This is a genomic window from Pseudoalteromonas sp. c7(2019), assembly GCF_011378625.1.
Taxonomy (GTDB): Bacteria; Pseudomonadota; Gammaproteobacteria; order Enterobacterales; family Alteromonadaceae; genus Pseudoalteromonas; species Pseudoalteromonas arctica.
Genome location: NZ_WTKS01000007.1, coordinates 211,987 through 235,987, shown reverse-complemented (window position 1 = coordinate 235,987; position 24,001 = coordinate 211,987). Strand labels below are relative to the sequence as shown.

Annotated in this window: 27 protein-coding genes; 9 read left to right on the top strand and 18 right to left on the bottom strand. The window is 39.0% G+C overall.

Translation table 11 applies throughout. The annotated features are described in order from the left end of the window. The first annotated feature begins 167 nt into the window (after positions 1 to 167). Positions 168 to 506, top strand: a complete 339-nt coding sequence (locus GQR38_RS10335) for a carbon starvation protein CstA (protein ID WP_165723039.1) — start codon at positions 168 to 170, stop codon at positions 504 to 506. Positions 507 to 637: 131 nt separating this feature from the next. Here GQR38_RS10335 and GQR38_RS10330 read toward each other — a convergent pair whose 3' ends face one another. Further along, positions 638 to 1,318 carry an SDR family oxidoreductase gene (locus GQR38_RS10330; RefSeq protein WP_165723040.1) on the bottom strand — a complete coding sequence of 227 codons (681 nt, stop codon included), beginning with the start codon at positions 1,316 to 1,318 and terminating at the stop codon, positions 638 to 640. A gap of 55 nt (positions 1,319 to 1,373) precedes the next feature. Next, positions 1,374 to 2,369, bottom strand: a complete 996-nt coding sequence (locus tag GQR38_RS10325) for a DUF4382 domain-containing protein (RefSeq protein ID WP_165723041.1) — start codon at positions 2,367 to 2,369, stop codon at positions 1,374 to 1,376. A gap of 226 nt (positions 2,370 to 2,595) precedes the next feature. Here GQR38_RS10325 and GQR38_RS10320 point away from each other — a divergent pair, with 226 nt between their 5' ends. After that, positions 2,596 to 3,450, top strand: coding sequence for a mechanosensitive ion channel domain-containing protein (locus GQR38_RS10320; protein WP_004334482.1), 855 nt, complete (start codon positions 2,596 to 2,598; stop codon positions 3,448 to 3,450). Between the two features lie 93 nt (positions 3,451 to 3,543). Here the strand turns inward: GQR38_RS10320 and astB are convergent, their stop codons facing one another. The 3 genes from astB to GQR38_RS10305 form a co-directional block, all read right to left on the bottom strand. Further along, positions 3,544 to 4,890 carry an N-succinylarginine dihydrolase gene (gene astB, locus GQR38_RS10315; RefSeq protein ID WP_004334492.1) on the bottom strand — a complete coding sequence of 449 codons (1,347 nt, stop codon included), beginning with the start codon at positions 4,888 to 4,890 and terminating at the stop codon, positions 3,544 to 3,546. A gap of 637 nt (positions 4,891 to 5,527) precedes the next feature. Continuing rightward, positions 5,528 to 6,634, bottom strand: a complete 1,107-nt coding sequence (locus GQR38_RS10310; RefSeq protein ID WP_039486557.1) for an L-dopachrome tautomerase-related protein — start codon at positions 6,632 to 6,634, stop codon at positions 5,528 to 5,530. Positions 6,635 to 6,679: 45 nt separating this feature from the next. After that, positions 6,680 to 7,114: a MarR family transcriptional regulator gene (locus GQR38_RS10305; protein ID WP_165723042.1), complete on the bottom strand. Its 435-nt coding sequence runs from the start codon at positions 7,112 to 7,114 to the stop codon at positions 6,680 to 6,682. A 129-nt stretch (positions 7,115 to 7,243) separates the two neighbouring features. Here GQR38_RS10305 and GQR38_RS10300 point away from each other — a divergent pair, with 129 nt between their 5' ends. From GQR38_RS10300 to GQR38_RS10280, 5 genes are all read left to right on the top strand, one after another. Beyond that, complete coding sequence (locus GQR38_RS10300; RefSeq protein WP_024594483.1) at positions 7,244 to 7,672, top strand: organic hydroperoxide resistance protein; 429 nt, start codon at positions 7,244 to 7,246, stop codon at positions 7,670 to 7,672. Positions 7,673 to 7,836: 164 nt separating this feature from the next. Next, positions 7,837 to 8,193 (top strand): metalloregulator ArsR/SmtB family transcription factor, encoded by a 357-nt coding sequence (locus GQR38_RS10295; protein ID WP_165723043.1) that lies wholly within the window; start codon positions 7,837 to 7,839, stop codon positions 8,191 to 8,193. A 32-nt stretch (positions 8,194 to 8,225) separates the two neighbouring features. After that, positions 8,226 to 9,236 carry an ArsJ-associated glyceraldehyde-3-phosphate dehydrogenase gene (locus GQR38_RS10290; protein WP_165723044.1) on the top strand — a complete coding sequence of 337 codons (1,011 nt, stop codon included), beginning with the start codon at positions 8,226 to 8,228 and terminating at the stop codon, positions 9,234 to 9,236. Between the two features lie 23 nt (positions 9,237 to 9,259). Continuing rightward, on the top strand, positions 9,260 to 10,477 hold the full coding sequence (arsJ, locus tag GQR38_RS10285; protein ID WP_165723045.1) for an organoarsenical effux MFS transporter ArsJ: 1,218 nt from the start codon (positions 9,260 to 9,262) through the stop codon (positions 10,475 to 10,477). 106 nt (positions 10,478 to 10,583) lie between these two features. Continuing rightward, entirely contained in the window at positions 10,584 to 12,704 is a 2,121-nt protein-coding gene (locus tag GQR38_RS10280; RefSeq protein WP_165723046.1) for a methyl-accepting chemotaxis protein, read from the top strand. 103 nt (positions 12,705 to 12,807) lie between these two features. On the opposite strand, the gene GQR38_RS10275 is transcribed toward GQR38_RS10280, so the two are convergent. Next, positions 12,808 to 13,395 carry a TetR/AcrR family transcriptional regulator gene (locus GQR38_RS10275; RefSeq protein WP_010553549.1) on the bottom strand — a complete coding sequence of 196 codons (588 nt, stop codon included), beginning with the start codon at positions 13,393 to 13,395 and terminating at the stop codon, positions 12,808 to 12,810. 112 nt (positions 13,396 to 13,507) lie between these two features. On the opposite strand from GQR38_RS10275, the gene GQR38_RS10270 reads away from it, so the two are divergent. Continuing rightward, complete coding sequence (locus GQR38_RS10270; protein ID WP_165723047.1) at positions 13,508 to 14,050, top strand: carboxymuconolactone decarboxylase family protein; 543 nt, start codon at positions 13,508 to 13,510, stop codon at positions 14,048 to 14,050. Positions 14,051 to 14,112: 62 nt separating this feature from the next. Here the strand turns inward: GQR38_RS10270 and GQR38_RS10265 are convergent, their stop codons facing one another. Further along, entirely contained in the window at positions 14,113 to 14,643 is a 531-nt protein-coding gene (locus tag GQR38_RS10265; RefSeq protein ID WP_165723048.1) for a hypothetical protein, read from the bottom strand. A 52-nt stretch (positions 14,644 to 14,695) separates the two neighbouring features. On the opposite strand from GQR38_RS10265, the gene GQR38_RS10260 reads away from it, so the two are divergent. Continuing rightward, entirely contained in the window at positions 14,696 to 15,088 is a 393-nt protein-coding gene (locus tag GQR38_RS10260) for a DUF1294 domain-containing protein (protein WP_165723049.1), read from the top strand. A gap of 55 nt (positions 15,089 to 15,143) precedes the next feature. Here the strand turns inward: GQR38_RS10260 and GQR38_RS10255 are convergent, their stop codons facing one another. The 11 genes from GQR38_RS10255 to GQR38_RS10200 all read right to left on the bottom strand — a co-directional run bounded on the left by GQR38_RS10255 (position 15,144) and on the right by GQR38_RS10200 (position 23,994). Continuing rightward, positions 15,144 to 15,488, bottom strand: a complete 345-nt coding sequence (locus GQR38_RS10255; RefSeq protein WP_165723050.1) for a PEGA domain-containing protein — start codon at positions 15,486 to 15,488, stop codon at positions 15,144 to 15,146. Between the two features lie 226 nt (positions 15,489 to 15,714). Beyond that, complete coding sequence (locus GQR38_RS10250) at positions 15,715 to 16,047, bottom strand: DUF600 domain-containing protein (RefSeq protein WP_165723051.1); 333 nt, start codon at positions 16,045 to 16,047, stop codon at positions 15,715 to 15,717. A gap of 21 nt (positions 16,048 to 16,068) precedes the next feature. Continuing rightward, complete coding sequence (locus GQR38_RS10245; RefSeq protein ID WP_155945834.1) at positions 16,069 to 16,608, bottom strand: hypothetical protein; 540 nt, start codon at positions 16,606 to 16,608, stop codon at positions 16,069 to 16,071. Positions 16,609 to 16,882: 274 nt separating this feature from the next. Continuing rightward, on the bottom strand, positions 16,883 to 17,230 hold the full coding sequence (locus GQR38_RS10240; protein ID WP_165723052.1) for an immunity protein YezG family protein: 348 nt from the start codon (positions 17,228 to 17,230) through the stop codon (positions 16,883 to 16,885). A 42-nt stretch (positions 17,231 to 17,272) separates the two neighbouring features. Further along, positions 17,273 to 17,797, bottom strand: a complete 525-nt coding sequence (locus GQR38_RS10235; RefSeq protein WP_165723053.1) for a DUF4303 domain-containing protein — start codon at positions 17,795 to 17,797, stop codon at positions 17,273 to 17,275. Positions 17,798 to 17,809: 12 nt separating this feature from the next. Then, positions 17,810 to 19,189 carry an AHH domain-containing protein gene (locus tag GQR38_RS20695; protein ID WP_206006140.1) on the bottom strand — a complete coding sequence of 460 codons (1,380 nt, stop codon included), beginning with the start codon at positions 19,187 to 19,189 and terminating at the stop codon, positions 17,810 to 17,812. Positions 19,190 to 19,588: 399 nt separating this feature from the next. Continuing rightward, positions 19,589 to 20,449: an immunity 49 family protein gene (locus GQR38_RS10220; protein ID WP_165723081.1), complete on the bottom strand. Its 861-nt coding sequence runs from the start codon at positions 20,447 to 20,449 to the stop codon at positions 19,589 to 19,591. Between the two features lie 302 nt (positions 20,450 to 20,751). After that, positions 20,752 to 21,204: an SMI1/KNR4 family protein gene (locus GQR38_RS10215; protein WP_165723082.1), complete on the bottom strand. Its 453-nt coding sequence runs from the start codon at positions 21,202 to 21,204 to the stop codon at positions 20,752 to 20,754. Then, positions 21,164 to 22,834, bottom strand: a complete 1,671-nt coding sequence (locus GQR38_RS10210; RefSeq protein ID WP_231609178.1) for an HNH endonuclease — start codon at positions 22,832 to 22,834, stop codon at positions 21,164 to 21,166. The genes GQR38_RS10215 and GQR38_RS10210 overlap by 41 nt, the downstream gene beginning before the upstream one ends. A 282-nt stretch (positions 22,835 to 23,116) precedes the next feature. Continuing rightward, the gene (locus tag GQR38_RS10205) at positions 23,117 to 23,461 is read right to left on the bottom strand and encodes a DUF600 domain-containing protein (protein WP_165723083.1); all 345 of its coding nucleotides are present in this window, start codon (positions 23,459 to 23,461) and stop codon (positions 23,117 to 23,119) included. A gap of 32 nt (positions 23,462 to 23,493) precedes the next feature. Further along, complete coding sequence (locus GQR38_RS10200) at positions 23,494 to 23,994, bottom strand: hypothetical protein (protein WP_165723084.1); 501 nt, start codon at positions 23,992 to 23,994, stop codon at positions 23,494 to 23,496. Between the last annotated feature and the right edge of the window lie 7 nt (positions 23,995 to 24,001).

Below are 24,001 nucleotides of genomic sequence, written 5' to 3'. Positions count from 1 at the left end.
TTACCAGTTTGGCGCATTGACGCCGTTTTGGGGAGCGTCCATCTCATCACCCAATCTAAATCTTGTAATGCTTTAAAAACGCTTAGGGTTAATTAAAGGAGATCATTTTTTAATTGAATTTGGCTGTTGGAGTTATTTTACAGTCTCGTTAGTTGCCAAGGATAATAATGAGAACATTTCAGCTTTTAGGTTTTATACTTGCGATTGCCGGGTTTATTTTAGGCTATGTGATGCTAGCCCCAATTGATGGTGAAGCATCCGACGCTTCAGCAGGAGGTGCAGGTATAGGCATTATGTTTATGGTGTTACCTATGCTTGGTTGGTCTGCGTTAATATTAGTGCCCTCTTCAGTAGCATTGTTCAACCATGAAGTAAGAGAACGCACTTATTTCAGAGGCAATTTTTGGCTAAACCTTTGGAAAGTAAACCTAATTATTTCTTTTGGATATATTGCCGTTGTCTTATATTTTGCTTACATATGGTTTAAGGGCAGCATTGGCAATTAATAAGACTTTAAATGCGTAATACCTTTAATTCATTCTTACCTACTAACACCTAACCCAAACTAAGTACTAATAACCATCAGGTTTAACACCATTAGCATTAAACCTGACAGCCCGAACTCAACCAATCAACGTTAATTAGTCGGCATTAAATAAATCTCGCGTACGCTGTTGCGCTGGTTTGCTTCAATAGCAAACAATACCGCGTCGGCTACATCTTGCGGGTCGAGTTTGTCGGGTTTAGCTTCATCAAAAAACGGGGTGTTTACCATCCCTGGTGCTATGGTTGTGCAGCGGCCGTTCCACTCGCTCATTTCTTGTGCTAAGTTTTGTCCAAAGCCATAAGCAAACCATTTAGTTGCACCGTAAATAGAGCCACCAATTGGCTTACGGCCAGCGGCAGAGCTGGTTAATATAAAGTGACCTTTGTTTTGGCGTAAATGCGGCAGGGTTAATTTTGCAGTCCACAGTAGGGCTTTAATGTTTATATCGATCATGGTTGACCATTCATCTGGGTCACCTTTTTCGGTGCCTGCGGTTGAAACACCCATACCCGCGTTAGCAAAGGCTACATCTAATCGGCCAAACTTTTCAATGCCTTTGGTAACTACGTTTTCAAGCGCGGTAAAGTCGGTTGCATCTTCGGCTACGCTCAGTGCGTTATCTGATCCTAGCTCGGCAACAAGTTGGTTAAGTTGCTCTTCTCTACGGGCGGTTAATATAACTTTATGACCGTTGTTTACTAAGGTTTTTGCCGTTGCTTCACCAATGCCACTAGAAGCGCCGGTTATGAGTACTATTTTCTCTTTTGCCATGGTTTTTTCCTTATTAACAAATGAATAAAGGCGCAGCTCAATGCGCGCCATGCAGTTATTGCGCTATGTCAAAATTGACTGATAAATCGTCAGCTTGCGTTAGGCTAATTTGTTTTAGTTGATAAATATTAAAATCAGCATCTATTTGCTCTGCATCGTCTATGTGTGCGCTACATGTATAAGCAAGTTGATAGTTGCCTGGTGTTATGAATGCGAGTTCAAATTCGTATTCATTATCGTCTGCATCAAATACAACATTGGCAGTAGCTAACGGAGCGTTATCAGGCGTTTGGTCATCTATTTCATGAATATCTGTTGGGGTTTGTGCTTGCGCAGAGTAAAGGTAAACAGCATGGCCAAATGATGAATCATCAGCAGCAAGATCAATGTTATCAGTCTCGCAATTGTTTATAAGTGTTTGGCTTACAGTGCCTTCAATATCTTGTGATTCAGAGAGGTTTTGTAAACGCACACCGCGAGGTTTTAAAAATACTTCGTTATTATTTTGTGGATCAACCAATGATTTTTTTAAATCAAACTCTAATACAAACTCGTTGTCGGTTTGATTGAGTGTAAAGCCATCTAGCTGAATTTCGCCCACGCCATCATTACCTTTTCTTTTTACGATAAGCGGTGCAATGCTGCCGTCTTCATAAACTACGTGAGATGTTAAGCTAAGGTTGTTTGTGTCGCCGTTTATTACTTGCGCGCGGATCCACGAATAATCACCTGCAGGTACTTCTTGATCGTCAAGTAATTGAAAAATATCGTCGCCCGTATAGTCTAGTAAATTGACCATTTGCGCTAAGGTGGAATCGTTTTTAGAGCGAGTTTCAAAGCTAACTTCTTCACCTTCTTGGGCTTTAATTGTTATTGAATCAAATACAACGTTAACTTGTTTTAAACCAGTGACTGGAGCGTCGGAAATACCTAAACTAAAAGTTGCTTTATCACTTGTTTGTGGGGTTGTTTCAGCATCGTCATTTGATGAGCCGCAGCCTGCTAAGGCAAAAATAATAGCGCTACTTAATATAGTTGATTTAAAGTTCATGGTTGTTTCCTCTTATTCGATTTGTTAAGTGTATGTATTTAACCCTTAACCTAAATTGAATTAAAAATATGAGAAGTTATAACTTTTAACATGCTGTTTTAAAACGTTTTTAATTTCATCGATTTAATCGTTTTTTACTATATACTCGCGCCACTTCTTTTGAAGTCGGTTTTATTAGATTTAACCATTATTTTGCTGAGTTTCAGCCACATTTATCGGAACAAACATGAAAGATAAACTTTTAGCGTTTTGGCAAAGCCATTCAGAAACAATCATCACTTTAGGGTACAAAGTGGTTTTAGCGTTGGTGATTTTAGTTGCGAGTGCCTTAATTGCACGATCGGTTAAAAAAGCGATTAAAAACTCTAAATCGCCATTAAAAAGAGTGGATAGTACGCTGCTTCCTCTTTTATCGAGTATTGCTGGTTATTTAGTTTATATAATTGGTGGGCTATTTATTTTAGATATTTTTGGCGTTAATACGGCCAGTTTAATTGCGCTAATGGGTGCTGCTGGTTTAGCGATTGGTTTAGCCCTTAAAAATACGCTGAGCAATATTGCTGCGGGTATTATGCTGCTAATACTCAGACCTTTTAAAATAGGCGACTTTGTTGATGCCAGTGGCACGCTTGGTACTGTGAGTGAAATAAACTTGTTTACCACTATTTTTAAAACCACCGACGGTCTTTATATCGCATCGCCTAACGGCAAAGTGTGGGGTGGCAATATTAAAAACTTTACCCGTAATGGCAAAAGACGAATGGACATAGTGGTGGGGATTTCGTATGCCGACTCTATTGACGTTGGCTTAAATGTACTTAAAGAATTAGCTGCATCAGAGAGCCGATTACTCGCAGAGCCTGCACCTAAAGTAATGGTGACATCAATAGGCGAAAGCGCAGTGAACATTCAATTACGTGCGTGGGCTGTTAATGGTGATTATTGGCAAACTGTGTGGGATTTAAATAAACGTGTTAAAGAAGCTATTGAAGGCGCAGGGCTGAGTATTCCGTTTCCGCAGCGTACGCTGCATATATCTGAGTCTATGGCGTCGGCAATAACTGTTAACAAAGATGCTTAAATATGTATTAACATAAACATAAACATAAACACAAATAAAAATAGCGAGCCTTGGCTCGCTATTTTTGTATTAGCCTTTGTGTAGGCTGAGGTATTAACCTTCTAATTGAAAGTCGTACACTGAGCCTAAATTAAGTAGCTGCGTTAGCTCATCAAGTGCTTGGTAGCTCTCAGTCAATAGGGCTGAGTCTGCAAAGTCACTTGCGCCTAATTTGTCGCGGTAGTTACGTTTTGCCCAGTCACACAGTTGTGTGTATTTAGTATCAGTTAAAATAACCTCTGGGTTTACTGCAGCAAGTTCTTGCTCGTTAAGGGCTACACGTAAACGCAAGCAAGCAGGGCCGCCGCCATTTTGCATACTTTGGCGTAAATCAAAAAACTGCACTTGGTTTACTGGGTTATCAGCCATGATCATTTCTTCAATGTAGGCGTTAACCGCGCTGTTGCGTTTACATTCTTGTGGTGCCACTAACAGCATTGAACCATCTTCAAGGCTCACTAACTGGCTATTAAATAAGTAACTACTTACAGCGTCGGTAATGCTTACTTTATCGGTAGGTACTTCAATAATGTAAAATTCTTTATTGCCCACATACGCTTCGCGAATATCTTGCAGTGCCAAAGCTTGGTTTAAAAATGCTTGCTGGTGGCACAGTAATACATTGGCGTTACCTACTGCAATTACATCGTTATGAAACACGCCTTGGTCTATTACGTCTGGATTTTGCTGTAGTAAAATTTGGCTTGAATCTTTTAAGTTATGTAAGCGACAAATTGCTTCTGAGGCTTCGAGTGTTTGCCTTGCAGGAAACTTAGCTGGTTTTGGTAATTGGCTGTTAAACGCGCTGGCACCAAATACAAACATTTCAAGGCCTTGCTCGCCGTGGCTGTCACAAAAACGAGTATGGTTTGCTGCACCTTCGTCGCCAAAAAAGCCTTGGTCAGGCAAATGGGTATGATGCGCAAAGTATTTGTCGTTATTAAACATAGCCTTTAATAAGCGTGTAGTGGTTGCAGGCTCTAATGAACGATGAAACTTATTATTTAAATTAGCTGAAGTAAAATGTACTTTGCCGTCGGTTGTATCTGGAGATGGCGATACCGTAGCGGCATTGGCTGTCCACATTGCAGACGCTGAATAACACGCGCGTAATAAAATTGGGTCAGCTTTAAATGCTTTATGAATTACTTGTGCATCATTACCGGTAAAGCCTAAGCGGCGCAGTACGTTTAAGTCGGGGCGCGCATGAGGGGCAAATACACCTTGAGTTAGGCCTTTGTCGTGCATAGCTTTCATTTTTTCAAGGCCTTGAAGCACAGCCTCTTGAGGATTTGAAAAGCTTGCTGCGTTATTTAACGAGGCAACATTACCATACGATAAACCAGCGTAGTTGTGAGTAGGGCCAACTAAGCCATCAAAATTAACTTCCAAAGCGTGCATACACGTTCCAACTAAAAATTATCAATAGGGTGCAACAATACAACGCAATAGGGTTGCTTGCAAAGTTATAAACGCAGTGTTTTTACTAATTTTTTTGATGTTTTTAAATGTGGAGTTTATTACAAGGGGGTTGTTTTTATATTGAATGATTAATTTGAAGTTTAATTAAAATGTACACATAAATTTCATAGTGTGCAAAAGCTTAGCCTAAAGTAGGTTTATACATTTAAGCTTTATGCCAAGCCTTTACACAATACGATGCTACTTAACATAGGCGCGTTCTTTATCAGCGGTAGTGCGGGTATTTGTAGGGTCATTAACTTGCCAAACGCTAATGTCTAAACGCCATAAAAGGTAAAGGGTATGGTATAAATTGAACATGGTTTTTCCTTGGTATTTTCACTGAACACATCAGTTTATAGGAAGAAGTATGCCAACATTAACTTGAATATTTTATGAATAGAAATCAGGTGTTTAGTATTTAAGTGTAAATACATACTTAAGGATTAGCACCAAAGAGGTGAAGTATTACTAAAAGATGCACCAACGTGGTGTGTTTTTAACAAAAAGCCCTGCAACTATTAGGTCACTTAAATGTGCAAGGCTTTTTTAAAAATGTAGTCACTTAAAAAGTAAATTAGCGGCCTACTTTTCCTTTTACTAAAGGCTCGAACGACATTACTTTAAACTTACCGTGGCTTTGATTTTTGCCATTATTAAGTACAGGCGAATTATGTAAGTCGTCAACGGTAAAGTATATTTTATGATCGGCTCCGTAGCTAAAACCATCAGGCCAGCTTAAGCGTTCGTCTTTAAATAATACTTCGTAGTCGCCAGTGGGTTTAACTACGCCAATTGCGCCATTGGTTATGTCGGTTACATATACGTTACCGCCGCCATCAACAATAATACCATCTGAAATTGGCTTAGTGCCGTAACGCGTAACTTTGTCTTCAAGCGCTTTAGCCGAAAGGCTCTTGTTATTTATATCGCTGGTGGCAATGCGGTAAACCGACGTGCCCGACATAGAGCCAAAGTAAAGCCAGTCTTCGTTAGGGTCAAGCGTAATTGGGTTAACACCTAAGCGGGCAGGTTGTCCGCCAAGGCTCATTGTGCGCCCATCAATAACCATATCGATATTTTCGGCAGTGGTGTAATGGCTATTTTGTAACACTCTGCGTGCGACACCTGTTTTAAGGTTAACCGTAATAATAGCGGCTTGGCTGCCTTGGGCTGTGTCAGCAATGTATACAACGCCATGCTTATTATCGATGACTAAATCGTTTAAAAACGAGGTGTCGGTAATGGTCGGTTTAGCCAGATAAATAATTTTATGCAGTTGCTCTTTGTTTGTATCCCAACCTACTAAGCGCCCAGCGTGATCGGGCCCTGAAGTGTCAAGCATCCATAAAACGCCATCGCTTGATACGTTTATACCAAGTACATCGTAAAAACCTTTACCGTTATTGTACGCGTATGCCCATTCTTCATTAGGGTAGGGCTTAGTTGTTCCATCGCTTAAAAGCTCCATAATTTTTTGCTTTTGGCCAAAAAAGCCATGCACAGATAAAAACTTTCTGCCGGATGGGGTAATAGCAATGTTGCCCGGTGGGTGCTGCGCATCAAAAGTGGCTACTGTTTTTAAATCAGCATTTTGGTTAGCAGTATTAGCAGATACGGCGTTGCTACCTAAAAGTGCCGTGCTACACGCCGCAGCTAATAGTAATTTTTTAATATGAGTCATTTTTAAAACCTTTTAAAACACGTTTATTGTTTAAAAATTAAGAGCCTAATCGGCTAAGTCGTTTACTACTAAATCGAGCAGCTGCATCAATTGCTTCGCTTGTGTTGCATTTACACTATCAAATTTACATAAAATATTTTTAGGAATATCGGCTGCTTTTAACTTAAGCGATTGGCCATGCTGAGTTAGCTGCACTAGGCGTTTGCGTTTGTCGTGCTCATCTTTAATAACAGCCAGTAATGATTTGTCGCTCATTTTTTTGAGTATTTGGGTCATTGCACCGCCATCTATCGCGGTTTTATCTATTAGCCCTGCAATTGTTATTTCGTCTTGCTCCCACAGGGCCATCATTACTACGTATTGCGGGTAAGTTAAATTTAGCGCGTTTAAAGGCTCGCGATACGCACGCGCAATGCTGTTAGATGCCATGTATAACCGATGACATAACTGATTTTTTAACTTTAATTGCTCAAACGCCATAACGTTATCCTTTATTTCGATACATGTTATTTTAATTTGCATGCAAAGTATTTGCAATCTCTAATTACTTGTTCTATTATTTTGCACACAAACTAAATTGATTGATGTTTTTAAACTTTGGAGTTCATTATGAATGTATTACAAAACGTAGCTTACACTGCAAAAGCAACTGCAACTGGCGGCCGTGAAGGCGTAGCTAAATCTGATGATGGTCGTTTAGATGTAAATTTATCGACACCTAAAGGTTTAGGCGGAGACGACGGACAAGGCACTAACCCAGAGCAATTATTTGCCGCAGGTTATGCAGCATGTTTTATTGGCGCACTTAAATTTGTAGCAGGTAGCGAAAAAATAGATTTACCAAGCGACACACATATTAATTCACAAGTGTCTATTGGTGCTATTGAAGGCGGTTTTGGTATTGCGGTAAAACTAGCTGTATCACTAGGTGATATGGATAAAGCTGCAGCGCAAACGCTTGTAGATAAAGCACACCAAGTATGCCCATATTCAAACGCAACACGTGGCAATATTGAAGTAGAGCTTTCAGTTATTTAATAACTAAATAAAGAAAAGTTATAAAAGCACACAACGACAATTAGTCGTTGTGTGCTTTTTTGCGTTTAAGGCATAAAAATTAAATATACGATAAAACGTATATTCACTATTCCATATGTTGTTGTTTTGTTTTATTGTGTATGCATAAGCACAGTGAGGACAGTATGGAACAATTCAACCCACTTCAATTTTATAAATGCCTAGCAGACGATACACGTTTAAAAGCAATGCTGCTAATTAGCCATCAAGAAGAGCTGTGTGTATGCGAGCTTGTTGTTGCACTTAAATTAAGCCAACCTAAGGTATCTCGCCATTTAGCGCAGTTAAGACAATGCGGATTATTAAGCGACCGTAAACAAAATCAATGGGTGTACTACAGTATTAACAAAGCACTGCCAGAGTGGGCTAAAAATGTATTAACGCAAACGCTAACTGCTAACTCTTCATTTTATCAAAACGATTTAACGCGCTTAAACGCTATGGGTAATCGCCCTGAGCGTGCAGCTAGCTGTTGTAACTAACTAATAAATTAACTTATTAAAGGTATTTAATTATGACCATTAAAGTAGGTATTAACGGTTTTGGCCGTATGGGACGTTTAACACTGCGTGCAGCAGTTGATTGGTCAGAAATAGAGTTTATTAAAGTAAATGATGTAGCGGGCGATGCTAAAACCCATGCACATTTAATTGAATTTGACTCAGTACACGGACGCTTAGCGCAGCAGGTTACTAGTGATGATAATAGCTTTAGTGTGGGTAAACACACGATTGCAGTTACCAACAACAAAACCATAAATGAAACTGATTGGTCAGATTGCGATGTAGTAATAGAGGCCAGCGGTAAAATGAAAACCACTGAGCTGTTAAACCAATATTTAGCGCAAGGTGTTAAGCGTGTTGTGGTAACAGCACCAGTAAAAGAAGACGGTATTTTAAATGTAGTAATGGGTGTAAACGATGACCTATATAACCCAAGTGAGCATAAAATTGTTACAGCTGCTTCTTGCACAACTAACTGTTTAGCGCCAATAGTAAAAGTACTCCAAGAAAAAGTGGGTATTAAGCACGGCTCAATGACTACTATTCACGACATTACTAATACCCAAACGATTATTGATGCCCCTCATAAAGATTTACGCCGTGCGCGTTCGTGCGGTACTAGTTTAATTCCTACTACAACCGGTAGTGCAACGGCTATTACGCATATTTTCCCTGAGCTTAAGGGGAAATTAAACGGCCATGCTGTGCGTGTACCTCTTACTAACGCGTCAATTACCGATTGTGTTTTTGAGCTGGAGCGAGGTGTTACACAAGATGAAGTAAACACTTGGTTTAAAAACGCTGCAAATAACGAGCTAAAAGACATTTTAGGCTACGAAGAAAGACCGCTTGTATCTATAGATTACAAAACAGATCCGCGCAGCTGCACCATAGATGCCCTTTCTACTATGGTAATTAACAACACCCAACTTAAATTATACGCTTGGTATGATAACGAGTGGGGTTATGCAAACCGTACTGCTGAGCTAATGCTTAAAGTTGCAAAAAGTGATTTAGTTTAATCTCATTTAAAAGGTTTAACGCTATGTTTGCGCAGTTGGCTAACTTACCGAGTTCTATAAAGCAATATTTAATAATTACTGGTAACTATTGGGCATTTACTTTAACCGACGGTGCACTACGCATGTTGGTGGTGCTGTATTTTCATCAGTTAGGTTATGGTGCATTTGCAATAGCCATGTTGTTTTTGTTTTATGAAATTTTTGGTGTGATCACTAATTTAGTAGGTGGTTGGCTTGGCGCGCATTTAGGGTTAAATAAAACCATGAATGTAGGGCTTGGGCTGCAGCTTGTAGCTTTGGCCATGCTTTGCGTGCCAGGGGATTGGTTAACCGTTGCCTATGTTATGGCAGCGCAAGCGCTTAGCGGTATAGCTAAAGATTTAAATAAAATGAGTGCCAAAAGCGCCATTAAGTATTTAGTACCGCAAAGCGATGAGGGGCAAAGCCAGTTATATAAATGGATTGCCATACTTACAGGCTCTAAAAATGCGTTAAAAGGGGTGGGCTTTTTTTTAGGCGGCTTATTACTTACTGTATTTGGTTTTGTGGGGGCATTAATAAGCCTAATTGCATTACTTAGTGTTGCGTGGGTTATTAGTTTAATTTTTTTGAAAGGCGATATTGGCAAAGCTAAAAACAAACCTAAGTTTAAAGAGTTATTTTCTAAATCCCGTGCAATCAACTTACTTAGTGCTGCGCGTTTATGTTTGTTTGCAGCGCGTGATGTGTGGTTTGTCGTTGCATTACCGGTTTACTTAGCCGCTCAGTTCAACTGGGATCACTGGTGGGTAAGCGGCTTTATGGCTTTGTGGGTTATTGCTTATGGGCTGGTGCAATCGCAAGCACCGCGTATAACAGGGCAAAGTGATTCAAATTCACACTCAGTCAAAAAAGCGTATTGGTGGGTTGCTTTATTAAGTGGCGTAACCTGTATTTTAGCGTTGTTGATGCAATTTGATATCGCGGTACATTTTACGCTTGTAATTGGCTTACTTATTTTTGGTGGTGTATTTGCCGTAAATTCATCACTGCACAGTTACTTAATAGTAAGTTTTGCTAAAAATGATGGGGTGTCGCTCGACGTTGGCTTTTACTATATGGCTAATGCAATAGGGCGCTTGCTTGGTACGGTGCTCTCTGGCTGGGTTTTTCAAGTGTATGGGCTTAGTGCATGTTTATGGGTGAGTGTGTGTTTATTAATTGCAGCCTCAATCACAACGGCACGCTTAGCTAAACTTTAAAAAACTCAACATATTGTATTAAATTCAATTTGTTTAACGATATTCATAGCTTCGTTGGTTAGATCTACTAAACTATATCAGTAGTTTTAATTTAAGGGTGAGATGAATGCGGGAAATATCGCTAGCAAAAAAATTACTTTGGCTTACTGTCGGAAGTATATTTATCACTGTATTAGTGCTTTCGAGCATTTTGTGGTGGCAGTTATCTGCAAGTAATACCGAACTAGCAAGCAAGTCAGAAGATTATATTGTTGCTGAAGTGGAAGAAAAGTTAAATGCGAATGCAGCAATATATGGTGAAAAAATAGCGGGCTTTATTAACGAAGCTTACCGAGTGCCATACTCTTTAGCTGCGTTATTAGGTGATGCTGCTAAAAGCGAAAGCCTTAGTCGCGATACAGTAGTGAGTATTAATCGCTCTATTTTAGAACAAAATACATTACTCTCATCTATTTACTCTCAGTTTGAACCAAATGCGTTTGATGGACAAGATTCAAGCTTCACAACCGGCTATAAGCACTCGGTTAATGGCGATGGTACGCTAGAAGTTTATATAACACGCGATCAGAATAACGTGATTGAGCAGCAAAAAGTAGCTAATGCCGCAGATAAATATATTACCTCACTTAATGAGTTCGGCATTCGTGAAGCACATTGGTACTTGTGTGCAAAAGACACACTCAAGCCTTGTATTATGGAACCGTATTTATACGAAATCCCATCTGGCGATTCAGTAATGCTTACCTCATTAACAGTGCCTATTTTAAAATCGGGTCAGTTTATTGGTTTAGCGGGTGTTGATTTAACACTGCCGACCTTTCAGGCCATGACTGAGGAACTTTCTAAACAGCTTTATAATGGCCAAGCTAAAGTAACCGTGCTTAGCGATATTGGGTTAGTTGTAGGGAGCAGCCATTATAAATCTAAATTAGGGCGCCCATTCAAAGAAGCTGTTAGTTCTAACTTGTTTAAAGAGCTTGAAAAATTTAAGGGCCAAAAAGGCATATTTAAAACATCATCTGAGTATTTAGTTAATTACCCTATAAATATAAAACTAGCCAACACCGACTGGTCCTTAATTATTGAAGTACCTAGTAACTTAGCTTTAGCGGGCCCTGATGCACTGTCACAAGATATGGCCGATACTGCAAACGATTTAGGCGCGATGATTTTAATTACAGGTGCTGTTATTGGCGTTATTGCATTTTTAATAATGAAATTTGTTATTGGTAGTGTGGTTGCGCCTCTTCAGCAAATTCAACAACGTGTAGATAACTTAGCAAGTTCTGAAGGCGATTTAACGCATACACTTCATGTTGAAACTCATGCAGAGCTAATTGCTTTAGCTGGTGGCTTTAATGCCTTTTTATCTAAGTTACGTATTTTAATTACAGAACTTAAAGATGTGTCTGATCAAACCAAGCAACAAGGTGAAATAGCGCAGCATATAGCTATTGATACTAAGCATAATGTTCAATCTCAATTTCAAGAAATTGAAAGTGTGGTAACGGCTATGAACGAAATGAGCGCAACAGCACTCGAAGTAGCCAGAGCATCAGAGCAATCAGCCCAACAAGCCGATGAAATAAATAGCTTGGTAGTAAGCAGTGAGTCGAGCTTATCGTCAGCGATGACACAAGTTAAAACGATGTCTGAAGAAATTAAAGAAGCTAACCAAGCAGTTGAAAAAGTCGCTTCGCGTAGTAAAGACATTACGCAAATATTAGATGTAATTCGTACTATTTCAGAACAAACAAACTTACTTGCACTTAACGCAGCCATTGAAGCTGCGCGCGCTGGTGAGCATGGGCGAGGCTTTGCCGTTGTTGCTGATGAAGTACGTGCACTTGCTTCTAAAACGCGTTCATCAACAGATGACATAAGCCAGTTAATTGATAGTTTATTATCTGAAGTGGGTAACGCATCTACCGTTATTGAAAAAGGCGTAGTACGTGCACAAAATGCCGTTGATGAAACATCTGTAGCTTTTGATGCTCTGCACAGTGTTGTCGTTAAAGTTGATGAAATAACCAATCAAATTACACATATTGCCACCGCTGCTGAAGAACAAAGCTTAGTGACTGAAGAAATAAACCGTAATTTAACGCTTATATCTGATGCCGCATCGCAACTTGCTGACTTATCTACACAAGCAGGGGATAGCAGCGAAGCGCTTAATGCACTTGTTGCCCAGCAAGATAATGAGCTAAATAAGCTTAAAACGTAACTTATAAATTAAGTTTTAAGCACAAAAAAATGGCCAGTTAATACTGGCCATTTTTATTTAGTAAAATAAGTATAACTTGTTGAGAATGCGCGATAACTGCTATTTATAACTTTTTAATCAACATAAACATTTGGTTGATCATTGGCTCAGCAAATTGCTCTACATTAGGACGATTAAAATAACCGCGTAAACCTGTAAATTGCACCTGAAAAAAGCGCGCATATTCAACAGCGGTCAACGTATTACTTAACTCACCTTTGTTTATTGCTTGTGTAAACAACTGCGTTAAATAAGCTTCAAATTGAGCTGTTAAATCTAAGCTTAACTCGTATAGGTTTGAGTCTTTTTCTGCAAACTCGCTGTTTGCTTTAACCAGCATACAAATAGCACTTGGGCTGCAATCTTTTGTTTTAATTACCACGTTTTCAACAAATGCACGTAACCCACCAAGTACTGTATCTGCACTTGATAGAAACCCCTCTATTTGGGTTTTCATTTGTACTGTGTAATCTTTCAGCGATTCGCAGTATAGCCCTTCTTTAGAGCCAAACGCAGAGTAAATACTACCCGGGCGCATATTAACGGCTTCTTGCAAGTCACGCGTTGAGGTTGCATGAAAACCTTTTTGCCAAAATAGCTGGCTTGCAACGCGAACTACATTATCGCGTTCAAATTTAACCTTATTAGCCATATCATTCTCAATCAATTTGAACATTTGCTCAATTTTAACTTGAACAGTCGCTCAAAATCAAATACTATGTGTCTCGAAGTTACTTAAAACTATTAATTATTAGGAGCTAACCATGGCCGAATTTACTTTATACACTCAAGAAAACGCACCAGAAGAAGCAAAACCGTTACTAGCTGATTCAGTAGCAGCATTTGGTATGCTTCCTAACTTACATGCAGTAATGGCTGAAGCACCAACATTACTTAAAGGTTACCAAGTACTGCATGAGCTGTTTCAAAAAACATCATTCAATGCAGAAGAGCTAACAGTAGTATGGCAATCAATTAACGTTGAGCACGCATGTCATTACTGTGTTCCTGCTCACAGTGGTATTGCAGCGGCAATGAAAGTTGATCAAGGTATTGTTGACGCACTTGTAAACAAAACACCACTTGAAAACCCTAAGCTAGAAACTCTTCGTGAAACTACACTCGCAATGACACGTGAACGTGGCGTGATCAGCGATGAGCAAATCGAAAAATTCTTTGCAGCAGGTTACGGTAAGCAACAACTACTTGAAATTATTGTAGGCTTGTCTCAAAAAGTAATGAGCAACTACACTAATCACCTTGCTGATACACCAGTAGACGCTGCATTTAAAAAATACGTAAAATAAATACGATTTTATAAATGACAAAAGGCAGCCTAGGCTGCCTTTTTTGTGTTTATAAATCGCGGCTATTTAAATTTAACCGTTTTTGTACTGCGTGTATAACTTCTGCTTTCGGGCTTAGTCCATTCACCCTTTTTAAGATAAGAGGTCGATACAATAAATTTATCGTCTTTTAAATCACTAGTAGATTTAACCTTAGTCACTCCCTCTTTACTGCCTGTTACTTCCTCATAGGCTACAAACTGAGTAGGGCTTAATACCGTTATTGTGCCTTTAGTGTAAAATCCTGCCGTAGTGAAATAATAAAATACGAGTGACTTCCTTTTGCTATCATAAAAAATCATCGACTCACCGCCATACTCACCCTCGTTAATCGAGTGCATGGTACGAATAGCTTTACCGTTTAAAGCGCGTTCCCAACGGCCAACATCTTGTATTTTTTTAGCGCCTTCTGGTACTTTAAAGTCTGCTTGCCACGTTCCTAAGTAAGGTTTAAACACTTCTAGCTCTTTATCAAGGTTACTGGCAGTTTCATTAGCAAAGCTACTAAATGTGCATAAACATAATGCTAAGAATAGCGATTTAAAATATGTCATAATTTGGCTCTCGTTGTTAGGCTCTTATAAGCCCAGTATAGGTGATAATTAATTGATAAAGAAAATATTAATCACATTCTCATTGCTTTATTTAGCTGCCATTTGGTTAGCTTACCCGCTGCAATACTTACCTGTTTATATACCAATATATGTACCTGGTTATATAAGTGTATTAAGTGCTATAACTTTTTTAATGTACGCGTGGGATAAGCGACAAGCTAAGCGTTCTTCACATACAAAAGTAAACCGCACGCCAGAGCGTACACTGCAGCTACTTGCATTATTTGGAGGATGGCCGGGGGCATTACTTGCTCAACAATTACTTCGTCATAAATCGCAAAAGCGACGTTTTATTATTGTGTTGTGGTTATGTATTTTAGTGAATGTTGGTAGTTATTTCGCAGTAGGATATTTGTGGCTTTATGAAGGATTTAATATGCCTTAGGCCAGTTATTAAATTAACCAGGCTAAGGCATATAAACTAAAACGTACTGAGAAGCTTACTGAGCCGATTGGCTTGCTTCCATTGTATCGAGTTCAACAGTTAGTATTGTTTTTTTATCAACTGAAACCCATTTTCTGTAAGTAAGGTATCCTGCTTTGCTTACTTCAATATCGTATTTACCTTCTTTAAGCTCAATACCAGCTTTGTAAACAGGGTTGATATTCATAATACGAACGCGAGCATCAGCAGGGTTAGTAATAACTGTTAATGAAATTGGTGGAGCTACTTCGTTAATCTCTGCAATAGGTTCTAAAACTACTTGCTCAGTTTCTTGGGCTGGAGGAGGTGTAGAACAACCGCTTAATAACAGTAAACCCAAAAGTGCGCTTAATTTTTTCATAGGTACTCCGTAAAATTATTTTAAATAATAAATAATAAATGTTAAATGTCACGAAATATCATGGAGGAGTATTAATAAGTTGGGGTACCTAACTCGTCTTCCTTGACTTTCGTTTGTTTAAAAAACAAATTGGCGTACAGTTTAATATGTATCCAGCTCAGGTTCAATTATTGTTATTAATTTATAAAGTTTTAAATAAATTTAACGCTATGCTTATGCTGCTCATTTAAAGTAATAAAGTGGCTTCATCGCTATTATCGCGCTCAAAGTTTAAATTAAACTGACCTTGACGAGTGATAGTAAAAATAGCGCGCTGCCAATCTTCAACTTCGTTTTTTATAGCGTGGTCAAATAACGTTTTAAACAACGCTGTTATATTTTCAGATACAGCAATTGCATGCTGTGTTTCGTCATCTGCTTTAATAAAGTGAGCTTTGCACTCAATCACATTATTATTATCGCAATCTAAAATAAGCTGTGCTTCAAGCCACGGAGCATCAATTTTTTGATAAAGATACTGACCTAGGTGCTGCGGGATGTTTTTAATGTCGGGTTGCATGTGCTGTCCTTAGCGTTTTATTTATGACAAATCATCAAGCGATTCGCCTGGCTTTAAATAATTCAGCAGCTCGTTTTTATCCATAGGCCCTGTAATTTCTTCATCAAGAATTTCATCATTATCCCAATAACCTGAAATGGTATAATCGATATTCGAGCCTATTTTTTTCGTTTTCATATATGTTGAATAAAAAGTATCCCAGTATTTATTATCTATTTCATGCCACCACTCACCAAAACCACCTATGTTATCAACATCGCGTGATAAGCCTCTTAAATTACCAGCAGAGCTTGCAATTCCTGTAAGGTGGCCTTTTTTAGCTTTTTCAAAGTGTTCAAGCGCATTCTGAGCGCCGCGTTTTATATTGGGAGCGCCTCGGAGTTGCCATGACTTAAAGTTGTCCATGTTTAAAGTCGGATTTTTTTGCAACTGGAGTTCAAACTCATTCATTCCGGCTTCAAGCGTTTCAACAATTTCCTGATAACTATCCACGTAAAGTTTGATGTAGTCTATTGAAGTAAACTTCCTCTCGATGAGTGTTTTTTTTGCATTTTCATTCATTATATTGCATCCGGCCAATTTGTTAGTTTGGTTGTATTTTGTCACCAGTGATTAAACCAGGCTTGATAAATATCTGTGTTCCCGCCCCATTAAGCGCAGCGTCTTCTAACATCATTATGAATAATTTTTAAAAAAATCGTTTGCACAAAGAGAAAAGAATGAGAAGTAAATGAGGGGCCCAATTTGAAATACAGCCAAAAGCTAAGGTACTAATTTTAAAAGGCTGTAGCACCAGCCAGCATCCGTGTTGTTAAAGAGCGGGTTAAATTAATACTTAATGTGTTTGAACAGCGGTTATTACTTCTTCTTCATCGTTATTATCGCGCTCAAAGTTTAAGTTAAATTGGCCTTTACGCGTAATTGTAAAAATAGCGCGCTGCCAATCTTCCACTTCATTTTTAATTGCGTGGTCAAATAACATTTTAAACAACGCAGTGATATTTTTGGATACTGCAATTTTATGCTGTGTTTCGTCATCTGCTTTAATAAAGTGAGCTTTGCATTCAAGTATATTGTTGTTTTCGCAATCTAAAATAAGGTGTGCTTCATGCCATGGCTCATCTATTTGCTGGTAAAGGTACTGACCTAGGTGTTGTGGGATGTTTTTAATGTCTGGTTGCATGTGCTGTCCTTAGCGTTACTTTTGAGAGAGAAACTGTTTTAGCTATAGAGTATAAATCCAACTTTCAAATTCTTCAGCCTCCTCTATGCTGTTAAGTTCTGAGATCCAACGTACTTCTTCTTTTATATCCTCATTTCCAATTACAGAAAAAACTATTATTGGGTTTTGTGCAAATGAATTAAAAAATCCAGATTGATGAACATTGATTAGTGCCTCAACAATACAGTTAAAGATAATGTTTCTATGTTTTGATTTTTCGGAACTGCTATTGGCTTTACTACTTAGAAAAAATAGTTCCTTAGATATTTCATTAAAATGTTTTGCTCCTACACCTTCAAACTGCCATTCTCCTGGGCTCCACTTATAATAAGTTGCATCACTTGGATCATCACTTATTAATTCATTTAGATAATCTTTAGTATTTGCAGAAGGGGCTACAGATGCTGCTTCAGAGTCACTATATAATGCGAAACTATAAAAATTGGACTGCCCATGATTTGCTTTTAGTTCTAAGCAACAATCTTTAATAGCCGATTCAATTTTTTTTCTAAGTAAAGGCATATCCATGAATTTCTCTCTTTAATAAAGTGTATGTATAGTATCGTTTGCAAAATGCTTTTTGATTTCTTGTAAGGCTTTAATTATTGACTCTTTTGATGGGCTGTTTTGCTCAACTTTAACTAAGTAATCTCTGACAGCTTTTGCTGCTTTTGTACTATGGTTTTTGTTCGGCGCCCATCCTAAGTTTTCAGGCCCTTTGTACCAGTCTATATCATACCTTTCTACAATATCTTTACTTTCGTCAAGATATTCAATCATTTTTTTACCCCGCCCTTTTTTAAATATAGAATGATGGGCATGCGGGTTCTGCATACTTTCAGGTGGTTCTCCTGCGCCATATTTTCTTAGTAGTTTACCCCAGCCTGGTTCTGTTTCACCTTCCACAGGACCAAATTTTCTATTTTTCACTGCGGCCCCTTTTAAATCATTTCCTTTAGGCGCATCTAATTCATTCGCAACGCTCTTTTTAGGTTTGCCCACAATACCAGTGCTTTTCGGCGGTTCGAATTCATCGAGGGCTTTGTTTACGCGATTACCAATCTCACTGGCTGCGCCTTTAACACCTTGGTCTATTTTGGGCGCTATTTCATCAAGCTGTTTAATCGTGGCTTGCATGCCGTCTATGGCAAGCTGTGGCAGCAGCAAATCATACTGCCAACTTGTTGATATTTCGTGAAGTGTATCGCGCAGGCCTTTTATAAAGGCTTTTACTTCGCTGGCTGCTTGTTTACCTAAATCTTGCCAGTTTATTTTACGTAAATACTGAACGGGGTCGCCTTTGCCCAGCTTGCGAAGGACTGCAATTGCGGCTTCTATTGTGTCGCCGCTGTTTTTAATCACCACTTTACCGACGCCTTTTACCGCGGAGCTGAGCACAGGCACTAAACCTATCGCGGTGAGCGTAAAGGCAATCCAGCCATCATTGTCGTTGGCTTTATCGTCATCAGTCAGCAGCATTACATTGGCTAAAATATCCCGCACGTCCATGACTTGGTCAATAATTGGTATCATTGAAATAATACTGCCTACCACAATCCGCGCAGTTGTAGGGTCTTTATTAAAGTCGCCTTGCAGTGCTCCCCATAACCAATCACCCGCTTGGCTGGCTATGTTGCTTGCTTCATCAAGTGTTGCTGTTTGCCCAGCTCTGCTCATTTGTATGGCAGAGGCGGGGGTTATTCTTTTATAAAGAGGGTTTGGTGTCGTGTTATCTTGAGGTTCATACTCGCGTGTATCTTCCCCATATTGAACAGTAAATTGCCCATTTGGTACATCAGTTAATTGCGCTATACCGTCTTCACCTAGCTGGCCTGTGCTTTGTGTTCCATCATCAAATTTAATTGTATAAGGTGCGTTTTTTACAGGGCTGCCATCTTGATAAACATAAAGTAAATCCACTACGCTTGACGTTGTTGCAGCAATACCTGCGTCATTAATGGTTATATCACTAATGCGGCTAATATTGGCAGGGTTTGTGGTGCTTGGTGCCCGCGCTGTTTGTGGGCTAGTTATGTCGTAATCAACTGGGCCATCAAAGGTTATAAATGTGCCATCAAGTGTGAGTACGTTAGTGGCGGTAATATCAACATTGCCTTGGCTGTCGAGTTTTATCTCGCCGCCCGCGTTGTGAATAATTCACTTAAAATATTGTTTGCAAAAAGAGAAAAGAATGAGCAGTAAATGAGGGCGTTAACCGTAAAAAGCAGCCATTATGTGAAAGGTTAGGGCGCTCATTTTTAGCGCCTAACCTCACAACATCCATATTGTTAAAGAGCGGGTAACTATTTATACGTTCGTTTATTCTGGTTTTGGTGGGTTCACATTAATTAACCAATCAGGAATATACTCATTTTCAATAGTGATTTGATAGCCTTTCACTTCTTTAGCGATAACGGCCATTGCGATAAGAGAAATTGCTAAACCTCCACTTCGGCTGCCTAAGCGCTCTTCATCACTGTAATATTCTTGGTGCAGTAATAAAGCCTTTTCGATGGCGCTATTGTAGGCTTGCTCGCCGTCTTCTGTGAAGATGGCTTCGATAATAGACACTAATGGCCACTTGAGACGGCTGGCATATAAATACGCTTCATCAATAGGGTAATCATCTGGATTTGAGGTTACATACGCTTGCTCAAGCAGGTGCGCCAAATCGGCGTCTGGATTGAATAGCCCTTTGAGTAAATCAGCTAAGGCGTAATCGAACGGTTTGAGTTGATTGCCGTAATTAGAGTTTACAAACACCTCATTATCTATGGTGGTCAAAAAATCAATGACCTCTTGGTTGCGTACGATAATCGCGGCATATAAAGCAAGTAGCCAAACAGGATGCTCTGCGTTTTCAGGATTTTTCTTGCCAATGACTTCTAGGTATTCGTCATCATAAAAAAATGCAAAGGCTTGACCATCATTGGCGTTACTTTGAAAAATACCATGCCCTAATTGTGAGGCGCGTAGTAGGTAAAGCCAAGCATGGTAGCTATTGGGGTTTTCAATGGCTTCCATGGGGAATGATTCAATTAAATTTCGTTTAAATTGAGTTTGTAACCCTAAACTTGGGTTTTTTTGGATACGAGGGATGTTTTTTTCTTCGTGTTTTTTGTATCGCTCACACATGTGTTCATAACTTACTTTTGCAAAGCTGTAATGGCTTTTAATCATCTTAAAAAATCTCCTTAAAATCCAATATCAAAAATAGACACATCAATGACATCAATTAAGCCATTATCGTTGGCTTTTTGTTGTATGTCTTAAAGGTGATAAAGTATTTATCATGTACTATTTAACAAGCTTGGGGGTTTACTTCACCAACACTGTCTTTTTCTATTTCGGCAATATATTAATTAAAAACAAAGTGAAGGTTGATTTTTATTGTTTAATGTTCCAATAAAACCAAACTATTAAGAAGTTACTTAATAGTTTGGTTTTGAATATTGTAAGCTGTTAAAGAGAATTTAGGATTCTTAAGAAGAATAAATTTTATCTAGGAATTCCTTAAAACTATCGGCTACCGGAAATATTGCTTCGTCCCCTTTAAGCTCATGAGAGAAAAAAATAACCTTTGGTTCAATATTTTCTATTCTAAAGTCAAAGCAGAAGTAATCATCCCCAGGGGAATCAGCGAATGGAATAACTCCATATGGTATATTATCTTCCATGGTAGAGGTGGTCGTTTCTACATTGTAAACGTTTTCGTAATCATCATCGGCAAAATGGAGTAAGCAACTAATAGCAGTTTCAATATTATTATTTATTAATATTGATGCAGGATTAGGTGTCTTCCCTTGATGCAAGTTCATAATCTCTAAATATTTCTCAGGATAAGTTATACCCATTCTTTTCTCAAACGAAGAGACGACTTGTTTGTTTAAAGGCTTATCTTTTTCCCACAAATACAATTCCCATTCGTTTATCATTTATATCCCCCTCCCCAAATTGACATACCTCCAGTATGAGGTAAAAAGTTTTATGTTCTATTGAACTAATTAACTGCATTTTTCCTAAATCTTGATGATGATGCCATGTTAATCCCGGTGGCTTACTTTGAACTGATGGGCTCTTCATAAAAAACTTATGCTGCATTGGTGTTAATTTCATTTTTTTAGCTAAAGATGGATCATCTATTAATGCTTTTTGTATTGATTCATTGGCCGCCTGAAAGTGTTTGCCATGCTTTTGCGTTCCTAAATGTGAGGCATCAAGAGTAACATCGAATTTACTATTGAAAATAGGAAAACCATCTTTATCATATGTTATGGTTTTGCCATTTTTTGTAAAGCTTTTTCCTTTCTCGGCACCTTTAGGCATTTGGATTGAAATTGCATCGGCTTCGGTTTTACCGTAAGGAATAACCATGCCATCTTTTGTAAGCATAGGTTTTTGAGTTTTTATAGACACCTGCGTTGTTACGCCTCGGTTGGTACCTGGTTGTAATGTTGCATCGGGTTTGTCAATGCGCTCAATTAATTTAGGTTGCTCAGGCGATACTGTGTGCGATATTGTTTTATCTAGCTGTTTGCGCTTAAGTATATCGGCCATATTAACCAGTGCGCGATTGGCGCTGGCAAGGTGTTTTGATTTACTTGCTGCAGAAGCGGCAACACCCACCCCGCCTGTTAATATCGCTAATAATATCTCAAAGGCCATTACACCGGTTATACGTTGTTTATCAACGTACGAGTGGGCTTCAATATAGTCATACGGGAAGCGCGCGAGTGTATTGCGGGTGTCTTCATCGTCCATTAAGGCAAGCAATAATTCAAAGGCATCTGATAATGTACTGGTTGTTTTTTGGCTAATGGCTAAAATTGTTTCAAGTTCGTGCTTAACCGCGTGTTTATCACCACTTGCAACGGCATCAATCATCCTAAAACAGGCAGAATACACACTGATATCTATACCCAATACGATTAAATCAGCGATACCCGTTACAAGGGACTTTGCGCCTTGATACAGGCCCGTTGCGCGTGCACCGGTTTCAATCATCCATTGGGTAAAAAAGTCCTCTTGCTCAAAAATAGCATCGCCAATAGCTGCTTGTTTGCGTATTTCATTAAGCATGGAGGTGAGATGTTGTTTAAAGTCGTTACGCAGTTGGATGAGTTGTTGCTCATCAGCTTGAGTGGTTGCGCGCAGCAAAACATCACTTTTACCTTGCGGTAAATTAGCCAAGGTGGCTACACCGTTTGCCAGTGAGCCGGTATGTTCAACGCCCTCATTATCTATAACGATATAGTCAATACCATCAACGGGTGAGCCATCATCATAAAGGTATTCAAGTTCAAGCTGAGCGAGTGTACTTGCGGATAACGTATTGTCACTCAAATCAAGCGCAGTCACTTGGCTAATATTGACAGGGCTTGCATTGCTCGGTGCCCGCGCTGTTTGTGGGCTGGTTATGTCATAATCAACCGGCCCATCAAAGGTTATAAATGTGCCATCGAGTGTGAGTACGTTAGTGGCGGTAATATCAACATTACCTTGGCTGTCGAGTTTTATCTCGCCGCCCGCGTTGTGAATAATCAAATCGCCATTACCTGAGCTCATTATACTTATATTTTTGTTTGTAAAAACGCAGGGCCATTAGTTCGGAATTTTTCAACTTAGTTGCCACATTAAGCTTTTACTCTTTAAGCGCAGCGCCTCTAGCCCTCTTTGTGAATAATTTACTCAAAAAACATGTTGCACAAAGAGAAAAGAATGAGAAGTAAATGAGGGCGCTAACCATAAAAGTAGCCATTACTTGAAAGGTTAGGGCGCTAATCCTTTAAGGCTGCAGCGCCTAGCCTTACAACATCCATGTTGTTAAAGAGCGGGTTAAATTAATACTTAACGTGTTGGAACAGCGGCGGTTACTTCTTCATCGTTATTATCACGCTCAAAGTTTAAGTTGAACTGACCTTGTCGAGTCATTGTAAAAATAGCGCGTTGCCAATTTTCCACTTCGTTTTTAATAGCGTGGTCAAATAACGTTTTAAACAACGCTGTTATATTTTCAGATACAGCAATTGCATGCTGTGTTTCGTTATCTGCTTTAATAAAGTGAGATTTGCACTCAATCACATTATTATTATCGCAATCTAAAATAAGCTGAGCCTCCAGCCAAGGTTCTTTTATTTGTTGATAAAGGTACTGACCGAGGTGTTGCGGGGTGTTTTTAATATCGGGTTGCATGTGCTGTCCTTAGCGTTACTTTACATTATTAATCATTGTTCAATGAGTACGACGATTGATTTACCTTGCTCAGTCGCATCTCTAAAGGTTACAAAGTACTTGTCTCGAACTAGCTCATACGCTTCAGGGTTTACTTCGTCGATACCATCTTGCTCAATTTCAGCAATAATTTGCTGACCTTCCAAATTGCTAATATCGAAGTCGTATTTTTCTTCCATTATGGTATATAAATCTTTGACCATATCAGCAGGGAAAAAACCGAAAGTACCGCTAATATCAGCGTCAGGTGGTAGCAGCTTATGAGGAAAAAAGTTAAAACTTGCAATGAGTAACAGGCGGCTATTGCCTGCTATAGCGTCCCACAATTGCAGTGCTGGCTCAAAGCCGCGCAGGTTTATTTCGATTGACTGCCAATGAATGGCTTCTCCTTCAGTAATTTCAAGTAACTGTTGGTATTTGCTTTCATCATCACCGTTAAGCGTAGTAGGGTAACTGTTCTCATCAATAAGTGATAAGTGAATTAAACTGCTCATAGTTTAT

Coding starts and splice junctions, on each gene's coding strand:
- arsJ (WP_165723045.1), top strand. CDS start 9,260: ATGTTTGCGCAGTTGGCTAACTTACCGAGTTCTATAAAGCAATATTTA.
- GQR38_RS10200 (WP_165723084.1), bottom strand. CDS start 23,994: ATGAGCAGTTTAATTCACTTATCACTTATTGATGAGAACAGTTACCCT.
- GQR38_RS10235 (WP_165723053.1), bottom strand. CDS start 17,797: ATGGATATGCCTTTACTTAGAAAAAAAATTGAATCGGCTATTAAAGAT.
- GQR38_RS10245 (WP_155945834.1), bottom strand. CDS start 16,608: ATGAATGAAAATGCAAAAAAAACACTCATCGAGAGGAAGTTTACTTCA.
- astB (WP_004334492.1), bottom strand. CDS start 4,890: ATGCACGCTTTGGAAGTTAATTTTGATGGCTTAGTTGGCCCTACTCAC.
- GQR38_RS10275 (WP_010553549.1), bottom strand. CDS start 13,395: ATGGCTAATAAGGTTAAATTTGAACGCGATAATGTAGTTCGCGTTGCA.
- GQR38_RS10280 (WP_165723046.1), top strand. CDS start 10,584: ATGCGGGAAATATCGCTAGCAAAAAAATTACTTTGGCTTACTGTCGGA.
- GQR38_RS10305 (WP_165723042.1), bottom strand. CDS start 7,114: ATGGCGTTTGAGCAATTAAAGTTAAAAAATCAGTTATGTCATCGGTTA.
- GQR38_RS10335 (WP_165723039.1), top strand. CDS start 168: ATGAGAACATTTCAGCTTTTAGGTTTTATACTTGCGATTGCCGGGTTT.
- GQR38_RS10310 (WP_039486557.1), bottom strand. CDS start 6,634: ATGACTCATATTAAAAAATTACTATTAGCTGCGGCGTGTAGCACGGCA.
- GQR38_RS10255 (WP_165723050.1), bottom strand. CDS start 15,488: ATGAAAAAATTAAGCGCACTTTTGGGTTTACTGTTATTAAGCGGTTGT.
- GQR38_RS10250 (WP_165723051.1), bottom strand. CDS start 16,047: ATGCAACCCGACATTAAAAACATCCCGCAGCACCTAGGTCAGTATCTT.
- GQR38_RS10330 (WP_165723040.1), bottom strand. CDS start 1,318: ATGGCAAAAGAGAAAATAGTACTCATAACCGGCGCTTCTAGTGGCATT.
- GQR38_RS10205 (WP_165723083.1), bottom strand. CDS start 23,461: ATGCAACCCGATATTAAAAACACCCCGCAACACCTCGGTCAGTACCTT.
- GQR38_RS10270 (WP_165723047.1), top strand. CDS start 13,508: ATGGCCGAATTTACTTTATACACTCAAGAAAACGCACCAGAAGAAGCA.
- GQR38_RS10215 (WP_165723082.1), bottom strand. CDS start 21,204: ATGATAAACGAATGGGAATTGTATTTGTGGGAAAAAGATAAGCCTTTA.
- GQR38_RS10240 (WP_165723052.1), bottom strand. CDS start 17,230: ATGCAACCAGACATTAAAAACATCCCACAACACCTAGGTCAGTACCTT.
- GQR38_RS10320 (WP_004334482.1), top strand. CDS start 2,596: ATGAAAGATAAACTTTTAGCGTTTTGGCAAAGCCATTCAGAAACAATC.
- GQR38_RS10295 (WP_165723043.1), top strand. CDS start 7,837: ATGGAACAATTCAACCCACTTCAATTTTATAAATGCCTAGCAGACGAT.
- GQR38_RS10290 (WP_165723044.1), top strand. CDS start 8,226: ATGACCATTAAAGTAGGTATTAACGGTTTTGGCCGTATGGGACGTTTA.
- GQR38_RS10265 (WP_165723048.1), bottom strand. CDS start 14,643: ATGACATATTTTAAATCGCTATTCTTAGCATTATGTTTATGCACATTT.
- GQR38_RS10220 (WP_165723081.1), bottom strand. CDS start 20,449: ATGATTAAAAGCCATTACAGCTTTGCAAAAGTAAGTTATGAACACATG.
- GQR38_RS10300 (WP_024594483.1), top strand. CDS start 7,244: ATGAATGTATTACAAAACGTAGCTTACACTGCAAAAGCAACTGCAACT.
- GQR38_RS10210 (WP_231609178.1), bottom strand. CDS start 22,834: ATGAGCTCAGGTAATGGCGATTTGATTATTCACAACGCGGGCGGCGAG.
- GQR38_RS10325 (WP_165723041.1), bottom strand. CDS start 2,369: ATGAACTTTAAATCAACTATATTAAGTAGCGCTATTATTTTTGCCTTA.